At 52.2% G+C, this 16,327-nt stretch carries 16 protein-coding genes; all 16 read left to right on the top strand.

Translation table 11 applies throughout. The features are described from left to right. Positions 1-123 precede the first annotated feature (123 nt). Complete coding sequence (locus EQU24_RS16055; RefSeq protein WP_026130375.1) at positions 124-330, top strand: cold-shock protein; 207 nt, start codon at positions 124-126, stop codon at positions 328-330. A gap of 242 nt (positions 331-572) precedes the next feature. Then, positions 573-1,055 (top strand): hypothetical protein, encoded by a 483-nt coding sequence (locus EQU24_RS16050; protein WP_017842611.1) that lies wholly within the window; start codon positions 573-575, stop codon positions 1,053-1,055. Between the two features lie 230 nt (positions 1,056-1,285). Continuing rightward, a complete protein-coding gene (locus EQU24_RS16045) occupies positions 1,286-2,653 on the top strand; it encodes an alanine/glycine:cation symporter family protein (RefSeq protein WP_017842612.1) in 1,368 nt (455 codons plus the stop codon). A 300-nt stretch (positions 2,654-2,953) separates the two neighbouring features. Continuing rightward, positions 2,954-4,240 carry an ISNCY family transposase gene (locus tag EQU24_RS16040; protein ID WP_138767327.1) on the top strand — a complete coding sequence of 429 codons (1,287 nt, stop codon included), beginning with the start codon at positions 2,954-2,956 and terminating at the stop codon, positions 4,238-4,240. Positions 4,241-4,558: 318 nt separating this feature from the next. Next, entirely contained in the window at positions 4,559-4,756 is a 198-nt protein-coding gene (locus EQU24_RS16035) for a Flp family type IVb pilin (RefSeq protein WP_017842613.1), read from the top strand. 67 nt (positions 4,757-4,823) lie between these two features. Next, a complete protein-coding gene (locus EQU24_RS16030) occupies positions 4,824-5,351 on the top strand; it encodes a prepilin peptidase (RefSeq protein WP_017842614.1) in 528 nt (175 codons plus the stop codon). A gap of 25 nt (positions 5,352-5,376) precedes the next feature. Then, the gene (locus EQU24_RS16025) at positions 5,377-5,883 is read left to right on the top strand and encodes a TadE/TadG family type IV pilus assembly protein (protein ID WP_017842615.1); all 507 of its coding nucleotides are present in this window, start codon (positions 5,377-5,379) and stop codon (positions 5,881-5,883) included. A 597-nt stretch (positions 5,884-6,480) separates the two neighbouring features. Beyond that, on the top strand, positions 6,481-7,485 hold the full coding sequence (gene cpaB / locus EQU24_RS16020; RefSeq protein WP_017842616.1) for a Flp pilus assembly protein CpaB: 1,005 nt from the start codon (positions 6,481-6,483) through the stop codon (positions 7,483-7,485). A gap of 743 nt (positions 7,486-8,228) precedes the next feature. After that, a complete protein-coding gene (locus tag EQU24_RS16015) occupies positions 8,229-9,578 on the top strand; it encodes a type II and III secretion system protein family protein (protein WP_017842617.1) in 1,350 nt (449 codons plus the stop codon). Positions 9,579-9,581: 3 nt separating this feature from the next. After that, a complete protein-coding gene (locus EQU24_RS16010) occupies positions 9,582-10,802 on the top strand; it encodes a CpaE/TadZ family protein (protein ID WP_017842618.1) in 1,221 nt (406 codons plus the stop codon). A gap of 15 nt (positions 10,803-10,817) precedes the next feature. After that, positions 10,818-12,104 carry a TadA family conjugal transfer-associated ATPase gene (locus EQU24_RS16005; protein ID WP_017842619.1) on the top strand — a complete coding sequence of 429 codons (1,287 nt, stop codon included), beginning with the start codon at positions 10,818-10,820 and terminating at the stop codon, positions 12,102-12,104. Then, the gene (locus tag EQU24_RS16000; RefSeq protein ID WP_138767197.1) at positions 12,097-12,999 is read left to right on the top strand and encodes a type II secretion system F family protein; all 903 of its coding nucleotides are present in this window, start codon (positions 12,097-12,099) and stop codon (positions 12,997-12,999) included. Before EQU24_RS16005 ends, EQU24_RS16000 begins: the two co-directional genes overlap by 8 nt. 11 nt (positions 13,000-13,010) lie before the next feature. Beyond that, positions 13,011-13,943 (top strand): type II secretion system F family protein, encoded by a 933-nt coding sequence (locus EQU24_RS15995; protein ID WP_017842621.1) that lies wholly within the window; start codon positions 13,011-13,013, stop codon positions 13,941-13,943. Continuing rightward, positions 13,930-14,646, top strand: a complete 717-nt coding sequence (locus EQU24_RS22500; protein WP_017842622.1) for a tetratricopeptide repeat protein — start codon at positions 13,930-13,932, stop codon at positions 14,644-14,646. Before EQU24_RS15995 ends, EQU24_RS22500 begins: the two co-directional genes overlap by 14 nt. A gap of 3 nt (positions 14,647-14,649) precedes the next feature. Beyond that, positions 14,650-14,928: a hypothetical protein gene (locus tag EQU24_RS22495; protein ID WP_175421697.1), complete on the top strand. Its 279-nt coding sequence runs from the start codon at positions 14,650-14,652 to the stop codon at positions 14,926-14,928. 999 nt (positions 14,929-15,927) lie between these two features. Next, positions 15,928-16,209 carry a DUF3613 domain-containing protein gene (locus tag EQU24_RS15985; RefSeq protein ID WP_138767195.1) on the top strand — a complete coding sequence of 94 codons (282 nt, stop codon included), beginning with the start codon at positions 15,928-15,930 and terminating at the stop codon, positions 16,207-16,209. The last annotated feature ends 118 nt before the right edge of the window (positions 16,210-16,327 follow it).

Genomic DNA, 16,327 nt, shown 5'->3' with positions numbered 1-16,327 from the left:
ATGTCTCTTCAGTAGTTATTCGTCCTGTTTTTCATATAGTAATTCCATCGTTATCAGCTTTACCCGCCTTTCTTAAGGCTTTTAATTTAAAATTTTATAGGACTTACTATGAATACTGCAGCAATGACTACCGGCACCGTTAAATGGTTTAATTCAGATAAAGGTTTCGGTTTTATCGAACAACAACAAGGTCCGGACGTTTTCGTCCATTTCCGGAATATCCTGAGCGGCACCAGCAGCTACAAATCACTGGATGAAGGCCAACACGTTCAGTTTAAAATTACTCGCGGTCCAAAAGGCCCGCAAGCCGAAGAAGTCACGGTTATCTAAACCGATTTAAAAAACCCGCGCTCATGAACTGAGCGCGGGTTTTTTTATGCCTGAAAAAAGGCTGCGTATTTTGCGAGTTAGTTGTGCGAAGTTCGAAAACGAGAAAAGATGACTCCTTTGCGGGGCGGGTTATTTAACCCGTCCCGCAGAAGGTGCCCAACGTTTTGTTTCTGCCAAGAAATTTGAAGTGTGAAAGGTATAATAGGTAAATGTTAAAGCAGGATTAACATTATGGTTGAGCTATGAGTAACGAGAAACAAAATATCTTTGAATTATTAGCAAAAGAGTTCGAACTTAAACCTTCGGATTACTATTTCCTAGATCTGATCCCGTTAATTGAAATGATATGGGCCGACGGCGAAAATCAACCAGCCGAGCTGGCATTGCTGTATCACTTTACGATAGAACACATTGCGCACCTTGACCGCGCGGCGGGAATTCCATTGATAACGACCGAGGATGCCAATGATTTTTTGGAGCGCTTCGCGCACCGGCGACCGCCGCAAAGACTACTTGACGCACTGAGCGAATTGGTCCTCGATTCTGCGTCATCGGCCGATTCCGAGCGAAATCGAAGCATTCTGAAATATTGCATGGACATTGCCGCTGCTTGTACGACACAGTACCCCTATGCCTTGCGGGGCCGTATCGTCGATAGCGAAAAGGTTTTGCTCGATAAACTCTTTGCCGCGTTTCAAAATAGGCATTACTTCGACGCGAACTGAGGACTGAGACGCTATCTTAGGCTTTTAATTTCATCGTTCCCACAAAAGGGTTCCGAACTCTGTGGGAGCGATCCCCTGATCGCGATTTCGAAGCCGGGAAGGTTAGGTGATAATAAATGGTATCGAGGCCGCATGCGCTATGATGGCATGACGGTAATACACGATTTATGTATAACGATGAGTGCTCTCCGTGGGCACCAGAAAACCGAATACCAATAACGAGAATATCCATGGAAACCTTTGAAAATGTTGTTGCGACTTTGTCAGGCTGGGTCTGGGGCGCGCCGATGCTTATTTTACTAGTCGGTACCGGACTGTATTTGACGATTCTGTTGCGCGGCTTGCAATTCCGCGCGCTCGGGCACGCTTTGAAATTAATTTTCGATAAGGATCATCAGGGCGTCGGCGATATCAGTCATTTTGCGGCCTTGACCACGGCATTGGCGGCTACGGTCGGAATCGGCAACATCGTCGGCGTGGCAACCGCGATTACGCTAGGTGGGCCCGGAGCGGTCTTTTGGATGTGGATGACCGGCATCGTCGGCATGGCGACAAAGTATGCCGAGGCGGTCTTGGCGGTTAAATATCGCGAGCAAGGCAAGCATGGCATGCGCGGTGGGCCGATGTATTACATTGCGAAGGGTGCGGGGCTCCCTTGGCTGGGCTGGCTGTTTGCGCTGTTTACGGCCTGTGCGGCGTTCGGCATCGGCAACATGACGCAAGCCAATTCGGTCGCGGTTATGTTGGGCAATATCTTCGGCGTTGAAGCCTGGGTGACCGGCGTTGTTTTGATGTCGTTGACCGGCTTCGTGCTAATCGGCGGTATTCGCTCGATCGGCCGATTTACCTCGATGCTGGTGCCGTTCATGATCGTGCTTTATATCGGCGCCGCGTTGACCGTGATCGCTATTAACATCAATCAAGTGCCGGAAGCATTGCGGCTGATTTTTTATCATGCCTTCAACCCGATCGCGGCGGGCGGCGGATTTGCCGGCGCAACTATCGCCTCCGCTATCCGTTTTGGAGTCGCGCGCGGGGTGTTTTCCAACGAGTCGGGGCTCGGCTCGGCGCCGATCGCCGCCGCGGCGGCTCGTACTTGCGATCCAGTCAAGCAAGCGCTGGTATCGATGACGCAGACCTTCATCGATACCTTGCTGGTTTGTACCATTACAGCGCTGGTTATTCTAACCGCAACACCATGGGCCGATGGCGTTAGCGCCGGCGTGCTGACCAGCTTAAGTTTTGCCGAAACGTTAGGTAGTACCGGCACGTTGATCGTCGCGCTGGCGACAGTATTGTTCGCGTTTTCGACCTTGATCGGTTGGAGTTATTACGGCGAGAAAGCGATCGAATATTTGCTCGGTGCGAGAGTCGTCGTTCTTTATCGTGTCGCCTTCGTGGCCGTCATTCCGGTCGGAGCGATGCTGCAGCTGGACTTGGTGTGGAATTTCTCGGATCTGATGAACGGTTTGATGGCCGTCCCTAATCTGATAGGGCTGTTGTTGTTGTCCAAAGTCGTGCGGGATGAAACGCGGCGTTATTTTAACGCGCGTTCGAATGACGCGGGGCATCGGCTGAAAAACCGAGTAACTCGCTAAGGAATAAATTGACAGGTCATGGGGTTGGCTGTTAGACTTTTTGTCCTTTATTGTCAAAGCCTTGGCAGGGAATTCTATCGTTTTCCCTGTGAGAATCGACTCGGCTAACTGACCTGTACCTTTGGCAATCCGAACCGATTGTTCGGCACGAAATCAAGGCGCTTTCGTTTAGGAAACTGTAAGTTAATACCAGCAGTTCTCAATTTAGCCCATGCTGGTAAACTGGGCTGATTTTTTCATATCCGTACACGGACGATGGCTTACCCTTTTAAAGAAACAGAACAATTCACGCAAGCTCGCTTGATCGAGCGAATCAGGCAAGTCTTCGAAACCTTGCCCGACGGTCGCAGTGGGACTGGTGTTTACCAGAAATACAGTATGGTCGATGCAGCACTGAGCGCCTTTTCGGTGTTTTTTATGCAATCACCCTCGTTTCTGGATCATCAGCGGACGATGCAAAAAGAGCGCGGCAAGAATAACGCACAGAGTTTGTTTGGAGTCTACCAAATTCCGAGTGACAACCAGATTCGGAATCTGCTGGATGCGGTGTCACCCGACGCCCTATGGCCACTGTACCGATGGGTGCTGCAGGCATTGGAAGCGCAAGGCAAACTCAAAGAGTTCCAAGTGCTGGGTGATAGCGTGCTGGTGGCCTTGGATCGGGTGGAGTATTTTAGTTCGCAGAAGATTCATTGCGCCTGCTGCTCAACGAAGACACTCAAGAACGGTGCTATCCACTATGCTCACAGCGCAGTTACCCCGGTAATCGTTTCGCCACATCAAGCGGATGTCATTCCGTTGGCACCCGAATTTATCGCACCGCAAGACGGAAGCGATAAGCAAGATTATGAACTGGCGGCCGCGCGGCGCTGGTTGGAGCGCGAAGGCGGCCACCTGCCGGCGAACGTGACGTTTTTAGGCGACGATTTATATTGCAAACAGCCTTTTTGCGAATACCTCAAGCAACAGGGTCGGCATTTCATTCTGGTGTGCAAACCGGAATCCCATAAAACCCTCTACGAGTGGGTGGAGGATTTTCAGCGGCTCGGGCAGGTTGAAGTGATCGAAAAACGCCGCTGGACAGGCAAGCAACGACTGACCGAGCGTTACCGCATCGCTCAGCAAGTGCCGTTGCGCGACAGCGACGATGCCCTATTGGTGAATTGGTGCGAAATTGAGGTCATCGATGAACAAGGTCATATCGTTTACCGCAATGCGTTCGCCACGGATTACGCATTAGGCGCGCACAATGTGGCCGATATCGTCAGCGCCGGTCGTACGCGCTGGAAGATCGAAAACGAAAATAACAACACATTGAAAACCAAGGGATATAACTTCGCGCATAACTTCGGGCACGGTAAAAAGCACCTCGCGGCCTTGTTAGCCAGCCTGATCATTCTGGCTTTTCTGGTTCATACGTTGTTGCAATGGTTCGATCAATGCTATCGCTTGCTGCGTGAAGAATTGTCCAGCCGCAAGACGTTTTTTAACGATTTAAGGGCGCTCACCCGCTATTTTTGTTTTGATAGCTGGCAACATTTGATGGAATTTATGCTTGATGGCTTGAATATCCCCATTCCACACTGAGAGCTCTTATGGTTATCTGCTTAAATTGAGAATTGCTGAGTTAATACCGTATTGAAGAAATCCATGAGTGTACTGTTATAGAGGATATGAACCGGTCTCGGAAAATATTGAAAAGGTTTCTCGAATTGTGACAACACGGGTTTTTTTCAATCCGGTTATCTGTAATCATGCTGAGCAAGGAAAAATATAATAAAAAAAATTAACCGACCGAAGATCCAAGCGTTCTTAGGGTGGTTTAAAAATGTCGAATGGAATCGTTGGCTCTTAACAAAAACAGAATTGGGCACTATCGATCGATAACCCAAGGAGAGGTTAAAAATGAACATTCAATTTAAACAATGGTGGGGCGAGTTTCTTCGAGACGAAGAAGGTGCGAGCGGTATCGAATATGCGCTGATTGCCGCGATGGTTGCGGTTGCGTTGGTTGCATTCGTCCCCGGCATCAGCAGTGCCGTAAGATCAATTTTTGGAGAAATTCAAGACGTATTGACTACTAGTGCTGGTGCTGGTGGGTGAGCTAGTTCGTCGTTTTCGGCCGTGTTGAATTGATGCACGCAACCAGGTTTGGTCGTGGATTCACAGCATGAACCTATTAGCGGCGGCGTCGGTGCCGATTTGGATTTTAGGTGTGTGGGTTGTCGTTTGCGGCCTGTATGATCTTGTTCGACGCCGCCTACCCAATAAACTGACGCTCGGCGCACACTTGGCGGCGCTGGCCGCTTATGCGGTAATCGGGGAAGGTTGGCTGGGGTTGACTTTTATGTCGGCTTTGGCCGGCTGGGCCTTGGCGCTGGCCATGACCATGCCCGGCTATGTGTTCAAAAAACTCGGTGCGGGCGATGTCAAATTATTTGCCGCGATGGGCTTGCTCGGCGGCGTCGATGCGGTACTGATTACTTTTGTCGTGGCGGGGTTGCTGTCAGGCGTAACAGTCATCTTGTGGCTGACGGCCTACCGCTGGTCGTTTTTGTTGGTGCGCTTGGGTATTTCCCTTGCCGGGGTGCCGGAACCGAAAGGCAGATTCCTGCCGTTCGGTGCGGCACTGGCGGCAGGTTTCCTTGTGGCATTGTTTGCCGTCGCTTCCGGATTTTCGCTGTCGCTGCGCGGTTGAGCGGCTTCAACATAAAGGACTGGTCATGAGACAGGTAGCGAGTCCTATCGGAGATACCAACATCAAACCTCCTTCCGGCCGCTTGCGCGGCCAACGCGGCGCGGCGGCGATCGAGGCGGCGCTGCTGTTCGTCATTTTTTTCACGCTGTTTTACGCGATCGTCAGTTATTCGATTCCGATGATGATGATGCAGGTCTTCAATCACGCGGCGTCCGCCGGTGCCCGGGCGGGTGTTGCGGTGGAGCGGAGTTATTTCGACGATGAAGAAAATGCCGAAGCCGCCTATCTCACTGGCGTCGAAGCGAGGGTGCGCGATGTCGTCGAAGCGTTTCTGGATGATACCCTGCTGCCGTCCGCGCGCGCGAATGCCGATGTGAATCTCACATGGGACAATGATATCTTGATCGTGACCGTTAGATATGCCGGTTATCGAGCCAATCCGCTGGTGCCGATCTTGCGTTTTCCGGTCATCGGCGATGTGCCGAGAGTGCCCGACGATCTGATCGGCCGGGCCGCCGTGCAGGTTTTCTAAGCAAAAAATTCGCCACGCGCTTCCTGAGAACCCGAAGACGTAGGATGGGTAGAAGCGAAGCGGAAACCCATCATGGGACTATTCTCAGCACCCTTTTATATTTTCATGGCAATAAAGAGACCTGATTAGCAAGATGCTTCAGCTTGCTGAAGCCAATTGTCCGAGCAGTGGCCAGTCGTAGCCACTTCTGCGGGACGGGTTATTTAACCCGTCCCCAACGTTTCGGTTTGCCCTAAACATTTCGGCTAACTTCGGCCAAAGTCAAAACGTTTAGGACGGGGTTGCAAACCCCGTCCTGCTAGGGATATGCTGGTTTTTGGCCTTTAGCTGAAGAAACTTGCTAATCAGGTAAAGAGATACCTTTCGTATTTCGAATTTCGGCGATGCTTAAGGAGGCGCGGGAGCGATCGGTAAAGTTTTACCCGCATGGATGCTGACATAGAGCCTACATGGGCGTATTCACGGCGTCTTTTGTCGATCACCCCGGTGCCGAATTTTGATCTACGCTGGGTATAAAGTACGCGGGTTAATGTCGTAGAATAGGTGCCCGGCAAATTTTCCGTTTACAATGAGCCGTAAAAGCAAGCAGGAGTCGTCATGAACAGTACGGTGTTACGGGTATTGGCAATTTTATTGGCAATCGGAGCCGTTGCTATCGGTTATCTCGGCTATAAAGCCAGCCAGACTCCAGCGAAACCCGAACCGGCAGTTGTGGAGCAAGTTCAGCCGAAAGGCGAGGAAGTGGTTTTTGCGGCGAGGGATATTCCGGCCGGTCAGGTTATCGCCGAGGCGGATTTAACCACTGCAGTCGTGCCGACGCGTCCGGTGCGCTCTTTTGCATCGGCGGCCGAGTTAACCGGACGTAAAACCAGAGTCGATATTGCCGCCGGCGAAATGCTGCTCGGCAGTCATTTTCCAACGTATAGCCAATTGGCGCTGGCTCTGCGGCCCGGAGAGCGCGCGCTTGCCGTCAAAGTGGATGAGGTGATCGGTGCCGGAGGATTCATCGAACCCGGCGATCATGTCGATGTGTTGCTTTATTTGCGTAGCGACCGGGAAGTCGGCAACGATAGCTCGGCGCAAGTCGTATTGTCGGATGTGCGCGTGCTGGCTTTCGGCAATATGTTGAGCTTGCCGGAGCAAAGTGTGGATGAGGAGGATGCTCGGTCGAGCGGAAAGGATCAGGCCAAAGCTAAGGATGGCGCTAGTAAACCTGCATCGACGCGGCAAAAAAAGGACGTGGAACCCACCGGCAAAAAAAGTAAAACGGCCGTGCTGGCGATTGGTGAAACCGATACCTCGACGCTGATGCTGGCCGAATCCGGCGGTAGAATTCGGCTTGCCTTGCGAGGGCCCGAAGAAAGCGTTTCGCCGGTCGACGAAGAGGCTTTATTGCAAGCCGGTTTGTCGATTCCCCAACCGGAAGCCGCTTTGGATGAAAGGTATCAAGTGCTATTGAAAGATCTCGTTCGACGCGGGCGTCATGGTGAATACGAGGAGATGGGCAAAACGTATGAAAGCGAGGCAAAAGCCGATATAGTCATTCATAGGGGTAATACTCAAAGAGGCTACTCAACGCAAACTTTATCCTATCCGCCTTAGATTCAAATGTAGACCGAGGGAGGCGACGTAATTATTTATACCCATCGTAGATCAAAATTCGGCACCGAGGTGTTCGTCAAAGGACGCCGTGAATGTCGATTTTGCAGGAGCAAAAATCGACCAAACACCCCGGCGCCTCCTCGGGCACTGCCTAAATTTGAAGTACGAAAGGTATACGCCCCCTATCAATCCCACGCAGACCGCTCGCCGTTATACACAAGTATAAATATACCTATTCTGCAAAAAGTATCGACCGAGCGCTAAATGGTTGTGTTGTCCGGAAAGGCTATTGGTGTTTGAGCGTTAACGGCTCCGATAGTCGCGACGAAGGCGTCGCTCCCACAGAGAGCGGCGGACGCTCTGTGGGAGCGATCCCCTGATCGCGATTTCGAGGCCGAGAGAGTTAAGTCACAATAAATGGTATCGAGGTCTCATTGGCTAAGATTGCAAAAGGGTGATTTTTGACTTATGTATACCCATCGTAGATCAAAATTCGGCTCCGGAGTGTCCGTCAAAGGGCGCCCCATGACTATCGTTTGCAGGATAAAAAATCGACCTAACACCCCGGTGCTTCCTCAGACACTGCTGAAATTTGAAGTGCGAAAGGTATATAACGATGAGCGCAGAGCTTGGGAACGATAATTGCCGGGGGACTAAAAAATACGGAGGGAGAGACATGCTACCCTTAGCACGCTTGATCAATAATAATAACTAAATTTTAAAGAGCGAATTACCGATTACCAATGAATATATTGAAAGTTATATTAGCCGTGCTGCTTTTGGCGATAGGAGACGTTTCGGCTGCGGCTAAACTGAGCATCGATCTCGAGGTGGGCAAGCAGTGGCGCGCGCCTTCCGATAGAGCGATCAAGCGAGCCGCTATCGGTAATGACGAGATTGCCGATTTACAAGTCGAAGGCAATCTGTTGTTGGTGATGGGAAAAAAGCCCGGCAAAACGGATTTAATGGTGTGGTACGGTGATGACGCCGAACAACCGAGTCTGCAGGTCGAATTGTTGGTCGTGGCGTCGGCCGATTTGAAGCAACGCGCGGTTAGCCGGCTTGATAATGCCGATTTTCAAGTGCGGGAGGCCGGCGATAAACTTGGCTTATCGGGCGGTAGCCGCTCATTGGAAGATCACGCCCAAGTGCGCCAGGCTCTGGATACGAAAAGCGATGCAGCGATCGACGCCAGTGTGCTGGATTTCGAGACACAGGTGCAAATCGATATCAAGATCGTCGAAGTCAGCCGCAGACGCTTGCAGAACGCCGGCCTGTTTCTCGGCAAGAATACGGCCAACACGACGCTGGCCTTGTCCACGCCGGGCAATATGACCGGCGTTCAATCCGCCGGCGAAGGCGCTTTATCTTTGTTGAGCAGCGGTTTTTTTCCGCATGCCCAGGCCTTCAATTTTCTCTACGGGAATGCTACCGAAGGCATACTCGGTGTGGTATCCGTTCTCGAAAACAACGGTTTCGCTTATACATTGGCCGAGCCCTCGTTAATGGCGATGAGCGGGCAAAGCGCTAATTTTTTGGCGGGCGGTGAATTTCCTATTCCCGTTCCCCAAGGTGGCGCTCAGTCTGGCAGTAATACCATTGAATTCAAGGAGTTTGGGGTGCGTGTGTCGTTGACGCCGACTGTGCTGGATCGAAACCGTATCGCTTTAAAAGTCGCCCCCGAAGTCAGTGAGCTGGATTTTACCGCCGCTATTCAAAGCGGCGGCGTCGCGGTGCCGGCCTTGCGCGTCCGCCGAACCGATACCAGTATTTCGTTGGGCGACGGCGAGAGCTTCGTGATCAGCGGCTTGGTCAGCCAGAATACCATCGGCAGCGTCGATAAATTCCCATGGTTAGGTGATATTCCGGTTCTCGGCGCATTTTTTCGGTCCACACATATTGATCGCAACGATAGGGAGCTAATTATGGTGGTAACTCCGCATGTGGTGCAGCCGCTCGCGAAGGGCGCCGATTTGCCGCCGATGCCGGGCGAACGCTTCCGGAAATACGACCCTAATTTCTTCGAGGTATTTTTTAAAGAAACCGGAGAATTTAAAACTAAAACACCAGCACGCTCTGGATTTTCGGATTGACCTATGGCTGCTATTCGCAAACAAAGTTTCATTGCCGTTACCAACGATCAGGATCATATCCGCTGGCTGAATACGGTTTTCAAGGACGAAGGAGAGGTGGTTGTCGCCGATTCGCCATCCTTGGAGCGTGTGCGTCAAATTCTCGACTTGACCGGAGCTCAGGTCGTGTTCGTGTTATTGCATGCTCAATCTCACCGACAGGACGCGGCGCTAATAGAAGGCTTGGTGGCTTTTAAACCCATGCTCTCTGTTATCGCGATGGCGGAACAGGCCGATAACGAACTGATACTTTCGGCAATGCGCTCAGGCGCGCGCGATTTCATTTTGACCCTGAGCCGGCCCGGTGAAGTGATCAATTTGGTCAAGCGCTTGGCAAGTCGAGCGCCCGCACCCAATATCCCGACCGAATCGGTCGGCGCGATCACGGCGTTGGTTAGCGCCCGGCCCGGTTCCGACACGCCGATGCTCGCATTGCATCTGGCCTTGGCGATGCAGGGGGAGCGCACCGAACGCAATGCCTTGTTGATCGATCTCGGTAATCCGGCCGGAGACACCTTGACCTATCTCGGGCTAGCTTCGCCATACAGTTTCATCGACGCGGTGCGCAGTCTGCGCCGGCTGGATTCGATGCTGATCGATAGCGCGTTCGCCAAGCATGAAAGCGGGCTAAGTTTGTTGGCCTTACCGGAGGAACAAGGCGCGATGAGCGAGATTACTTCGGCCGATATCTATGTATTGCTCGGCATGTTACGCCGATATTTTCCTCGTATCGTGATCAATCTGGGCGGAGTGCCGCGGTCGGATTTTCTATATCTGTTGCTGAGCAATGCCGATAATACGCTGGTCGTGGTCGAACAGAGCGTCCCGAGTTGTAAGCAAAATATGCAGTTGGTGAAAAAAATGATCGAACATAAAATTCCGATGGATTCGGTCGAGTTGGTCGTCGACCGCTATTTGCCGCAATTGCCGCCCGATGCCGAGAGTCTGTCCCGAGGCTTTGGCTTGCCCTTGCAGGCTACCTTGCCGCCTTCGGGAATGGCGCGCCTGGCGATGATGAATTCCGGGGATAGTTTGTTTAAATGCGCGCCTCGCGACCCTTACACGTTGGCGATAAAAAAACTGGCGAAAAGAATCGTCAGTCGCGATAAAGTCGATGAGGTGCGAAAGCCCTATAAGGACAGGGGGTTTTTCAAGAACATATTGGCGCGGTTTGGCGCTAGCTAGGTAGGACTATCAGGCATGCCTTTCAAATATCCTCTCAATGACTACAGTTTAAAGCATACCGAGACCTATCAGGATCTCAAATACAGTTTGCATCGTTATTTGATCGATTGCGTCGAAGATGATGGCGTGCCGCTTAATGATTGGTCGCGCGAGCAAATTCGCGGATATGTTTTCGATCATGTGTCGCGTTACGCCGGACAACGGCAAATTGCCGTGACCAGTTACGATCTCGACGACCTGACCGAAGATATGATTAGCGAGCTAACCGGGTTCGGACCGCTCGAGTCGTTGCTGGTCGACGACAAGATCAGCGATATTATGGTCAATGGCGCGAAGAATATTTTTCTCGAGCGTAATGGCCTAGTTGAAAAGGCGGATTTGCGGTTTATCGACGACGATCATGTATTGCGCGTCATTCGCCGAATCATCGCGCCGCTCGGGCGTCGTCTGGACGAGTCGAGCCCTATGGTCGACGCCCGCCTGCCCGACGGCAGCCGGGTTAATGCGATCATTCCGCCATTGGCGATAGACGGCCCTTGTCTTTCGGTGCGTAAGTTTCGGAAAGACCCATTACGCGATTCGGATTTATTGGTATACGGTTCGATCAATGAAGCGATGCTGGAATTGCTGCGCAAGGCGGTGACTTACCGTTGCAATATTTTGATCAGCGGCGGTACCGGCACCGGTAAGACGACCCTGTTGAATATTCTGAGCCGGTTCATCGATGTCAATGAAAGGATAGTCACAATCGAGGACGCCGCTGAATTGCAGTTGGGCCACAGTCATGTGGTGCGCCTGGAAACGCGTCCGCCCAATGTGGAAGGCGAGGGCGAAGTCAAAGCGCGCGATTTGGTGCGCAATGCCTTGCGGATGCGTCCCGATCGCATCATTCTGGGCGAGGTTCGCGGCGAAGAGGTATTGGACGTGCTGCAAGCAATGAATACCGGGCACGACGGTTCGATGAGCACCGTGCATGCCAATAGCGCCAGGGATGCCCTTGTCCGGCTGGAAATGTTGTCGGCCTTGGCGAATTTTCAAGGTGGGATAGAAATTCTTCGGCAAATGATTGCCTGCGCAATCGATATCATCGTGCAAATTACCCGTTTTTCCGACGGCACGCGCCGTATCACATCGATAACCGAAGTTGGGGATTTGCGTGACGGGCAGATCATGCTCAACGAATTGTTCGGTTACGACCGGCTTCGTAAGTGTTTTACCGTGATCAACAGCCGCCCCTCCGGGCAGAAGTTCGAAGCCGATTCCGGCGCGGTTTACTCCGAGGGAGGAGGAAATTTTGCTTAGCCAGCAAATTATGATTTTCGCGCTGGCCGTCGCATTACTGGCCGGTGCATTGCTCATCTATTCGCGTAGTCAAAAGGAAGCACTCGTCGAGAAAGTGGGGCGGCGCATGGCCGAAGCCTCCGGAATGGAGGCGAAAGTGCTGTTGCCCCAGGAAAGCCGGCGCTTGCCATGGCTCGATCGCCTGTTTTGGCGAGCAGGAATGGAAGTTAAGCCTCGGCAGTTTGTTTCGGGTATCTTGTGTTTGTTGTTGATGGCTATCCTGACAGGCTTAGCGAAAGGTCTAGCGTTCGGCTTGGCGGTACCCTTGGCCGTTGTGGCGGTCGTCTATCTGTGGCTGGTATATAAAGCAAAAAAACGCATCCGGTTGATCTTGATGCAACTGCCTTTGTTTCTCGATCAAGTGCTTCGAGGGCTCGGCACCGGCCGAAGCATGGAAGGCTCGTTACGGCTGGCCGCCGAGGAAACGCCCGATCCGCTCAAGAGCATTATCGGCCGTATATTCCGCGCCAACGAATTGGGTGTCGATTTGGGCGAGGCGATTCAGGAAACCGCCAATCTGTACCGGATCGACGAGCTGTATCTACTGGCCTTGGCGATTAGGATCAATCGCAGTTACGGCAGCAGTGTGCGGGATTTGCTGCAAAGCGTGGCCAACATGATCAACGAACGCGAGGCGGTGCGGCGGGAGTTGCGGTCGTTGACCGGCGAAACCCGGGTAACCGCCTGGGTGCTGGGTTTGATGCCGCCGGGCATGGCCGCCTATATCATGATCATGAATCCGAAGTACTTGGAAACTATGTGGCAGGACCCGTCCGGGAAAATCATGCTGATCGTGGCGACGGGCATGCAAATAGCCGGAGCCGTTATCTTATGGCGTATGATTAAAAGCATATAGGAATCCTCGTTATGGCACTGTGGATGTATCTATCGATGGCTTTGCTGCTGGCGTTGTCGGGCGTGTTGCTGCTGTGGGCGGCAAATCGTTCCGGCAACGCATCGCCGGCTACGCAACGCCGGTTTAATGAATTGCTCAAGGCAGGAGTGCGTTCGGGAAGCTCCGAAGAAGGCTGGATAATGGCGTCGGCGGAACGCATGGGCGGTAAAACGCTGGGCAAAATATTCGTCGGATCGGACCAGGAAGAAATGACTCGGCTCTTGAAACAGGCCGGTTGGCACGCGCCGCGCAAACGCCTGGTGTTTTGGTCGGCAACCTGGTTAACACCGTTGGTCATGTTACTGCTTGCCGTGATTGTCGATGTCGTCGATGGTGACCTGGAAGGGCAGCAAAAAATGGCGTTGGTGTTCGTCGCCTTTGTGTTGGGCTTTCTCGCGCCGCGTTATCTCTTGCGCTACCGCGCCGCCGCGCGCCGTAATGCGTTGGCCCGGGAAATGCCTACCGCGATTTATTTATTGCGCATGCTGTTCGATGCGGGGCTTTCTACCGAACATACCATACGCGTGATGCACGAAGAAGGGCGGATTTTGATGCCCAATCTTTCGGAAGAATTAGTTGGTGTGCTGCAGCGCTTCGACGCCGGACACGATAGGGCCGAAGCCCTGAGCGAGATGGCCGCGCCGCTCGAGGTGAACGAGTTGAGCGATACGGTTGCGATCATCAAGCAAGTGACACGGTATGGCGGTAATATCCGCGAGTCGTTGGCAAACTTTGCGCAATTGATCGAAGAGCGTCAACAATCGGCGATGCGCGAATATGTCAATCGCTTGTCCGCTAAAATGTCGATCGTGATGATGATTTTTCTTTTTCCGGCCTTGCTGATTTTTCTGGCCGGGCCGGGATTTTTGGCTTTAGCGAGGGGGTTGATGAATGTTGCCGGGTGAACGTGTGCGCGTTGGCGTCTTGCTGAGTATTGTCGGAGCGGTGATGACCGGCTGCGGACTGTTGCCGCCCAAAGACGGTATCGACAGGGATCGGAATGATCAGGCTCAGGTTCTTGCGAGATCTTGCGGAGACGATCCCAAACCGGAGCAAAACGTCAAACTCGATTTGATCCGCCAGCTCATGGATGGCGGAAAACTTTACGCGGCATTGGCGCACTTGGACGAAACGCACTCGTCCTCGTTGCAGGCTGCTTACTTGCGTGCGGAAATTTTGCGCAGGACGGATCACGCGGACAAGGCCGAAACGTTTTACCGTAAGTTACTGAAAAGTTGCTTGGCGGGCAGGGGTTATCACGGGCTAGGGCTGATCGCCGGTAGAAAACAACGTATTAATGAGGCTATTTATTATTTACAAAAAGCCGCTGATGAATTGCCGGTCGATTTACGCGTACGCAACGATTTAGGTTATGCCTTGCTGCTGGGCGGCCGCTTCGATTCGGCTCGCGAAGAGTTTTTGACGGTTCTGGAGCTCGATGGCGGCGATCGTTTAGCCGCCAGTAACATGATCTTGCTGCTGTCGATGATGGGCAAGGAGCAGGAGTTACGGGTTTTTTCCGAGCATTTGCGCATGGACGCGGAAACGGTTGCACAGTTGCAGCTGCAAGCCGAGGGAATTAAGGCGTCTATGGAAGGTGAAAGGTGAAAGGTGAAAGGTGAAAGGGGAAAGGGGAAAGGGGAAAGGGGAAAGAGGAAAGGGGAAAGAGGAAAGAGGAAAGGGGAAAGAGGAAAGAGGAAAGGGGAAAGAGGAAAGAGGAAAGAGGAAAGAGGAAAGAGGAAAGAGGAAAGGGGAAAGGGGAAAGGGGAAAGAGGAAAGAGGAAAGAGGAAAGAGGAAAGAGGAAAGAGGAAAGAGGAAAGAGGAAAGAGGAAAGAGGAAAGAGGAAAGAGGCAAGAGGCAAGCGCGCCAAGATTTTTCGCGAAAGCTGAAATGGGGTCCGTCCGATTTCAGCAGCGAAAAATGACTTGGCGATTATTGCCTTCGGCGGCCCCGATTCGCCCTGCGTCCGTGCCACTACGCCACATCATCGTAAACTCGATGCGGCTCCGTAGCACTCCCACAAATGGCTTTACGCCGTGTCGCGATGCCTTGTATTTTGCCTCCGCCTGCGCTATTCGCGCAGACTCCGGCAAAACACCCGGCGCTACGGCTATCGGGGACTAAAAATCTTCACTTCGCTAGCGCTCCGTTTCCAAGATTTTCAGCGAAAGAGGAAAGAGGAAAGAGGAAAGAGACTTGGCAGGACAGGGTTTGTAACCCCGTCCTAAACGTTTCGACCGTGGCCAAAGCAAATAGAACGTATGGGGCGGATTGAATAACCCGCCCCGGTGTCGGTGAAGCCCCCTTGTGGGAGCGACGCCTTCGTCGCGATTTCGAAGCCGGGTGCGTTAGGTAGCAATAAAGGGTATCGAGGTCGCATTAGCTAAGATAGCAAGGGTAAGTATTCAGATCCCGTTGGCAAATAACGGTAATTCAGGTGTACTTGATGGCCTCCCCCTTAAAAAAGGCTATGTTCGCGTTAGCAGTTGAAACGATTCTCTTTCCTACTAAATAAACCACTTAGGAAATAGTCAATGATTGCTTTCCAATACACTGAGCGTGGAAGAGGGTACGATTACTCGCTTGACAGGACGCCGTGAATACGTCCATGTAGGCTTGACGGCAGCTATCCCTGCTGCCGACACCTGTCAATCGAGCAACCGTACCCTCCTTTCAGCCATTGGCGCGATATTGAAAAAAAAAGTTATTCAGAGTTGAATCCTTGGGGTTCATGTTGGCTTTAAGTTCAAAAGTATCAACTATTAACGCGAACATAGCCTTAAAAAAAGGGGACTGAATATTTACTGGCAAGGCGGTAATTACGATTTTTAGGACTCCTACGCTGGCGCGGTGGGACCGAGAGAAACTCAGATTATTAAAAGGGGGGAATGATGTCCATTAATTCGATCGCTGCGGGCTTGTCGCTGATATTTTTGTTTAACGCCGGCAGTGCACTTGCCGAATCTCCGAAGGAGCGTACGCTCGGAGAGGATACCCGGCGCTGGCTGGAACTGCAACGGAGCGGAAGCGTGGCTTCTTCGACGCGGCAGACGGTTTCGGGGCCGGTCGCGCACGAGATTCATAAGCGCTATGTCGAAAGCTTCACGCATACAATTCCCGAGTATTTCAAAATGAATCAAGACGGCATAAGCAGCGGTACTTCGAACTAACGATCATGAAGATGCTGTCATCACCCCGGATAATGAAAATGCTCAGGGTGGCGGGTCCGGTTACTCGCCAGACACCTGTCTCGCGAGCAACCGCACCCTTCTCGGAACCGACATTGTT

The organism is Methylotuvimicrobium buryatense (assembly GCF_005931095.1).
Taxonomy (GTDB): Bacteria; Pseudomonadota; Gammaproteobacteria; order Methylococcales; family Methylomonadaceae; genus Methylotuvimicrobium; species Methylotuvimicrobium buryatense.
This window is presented reverse-complemented; position numbering and strand designations above follow the sequence as displayed.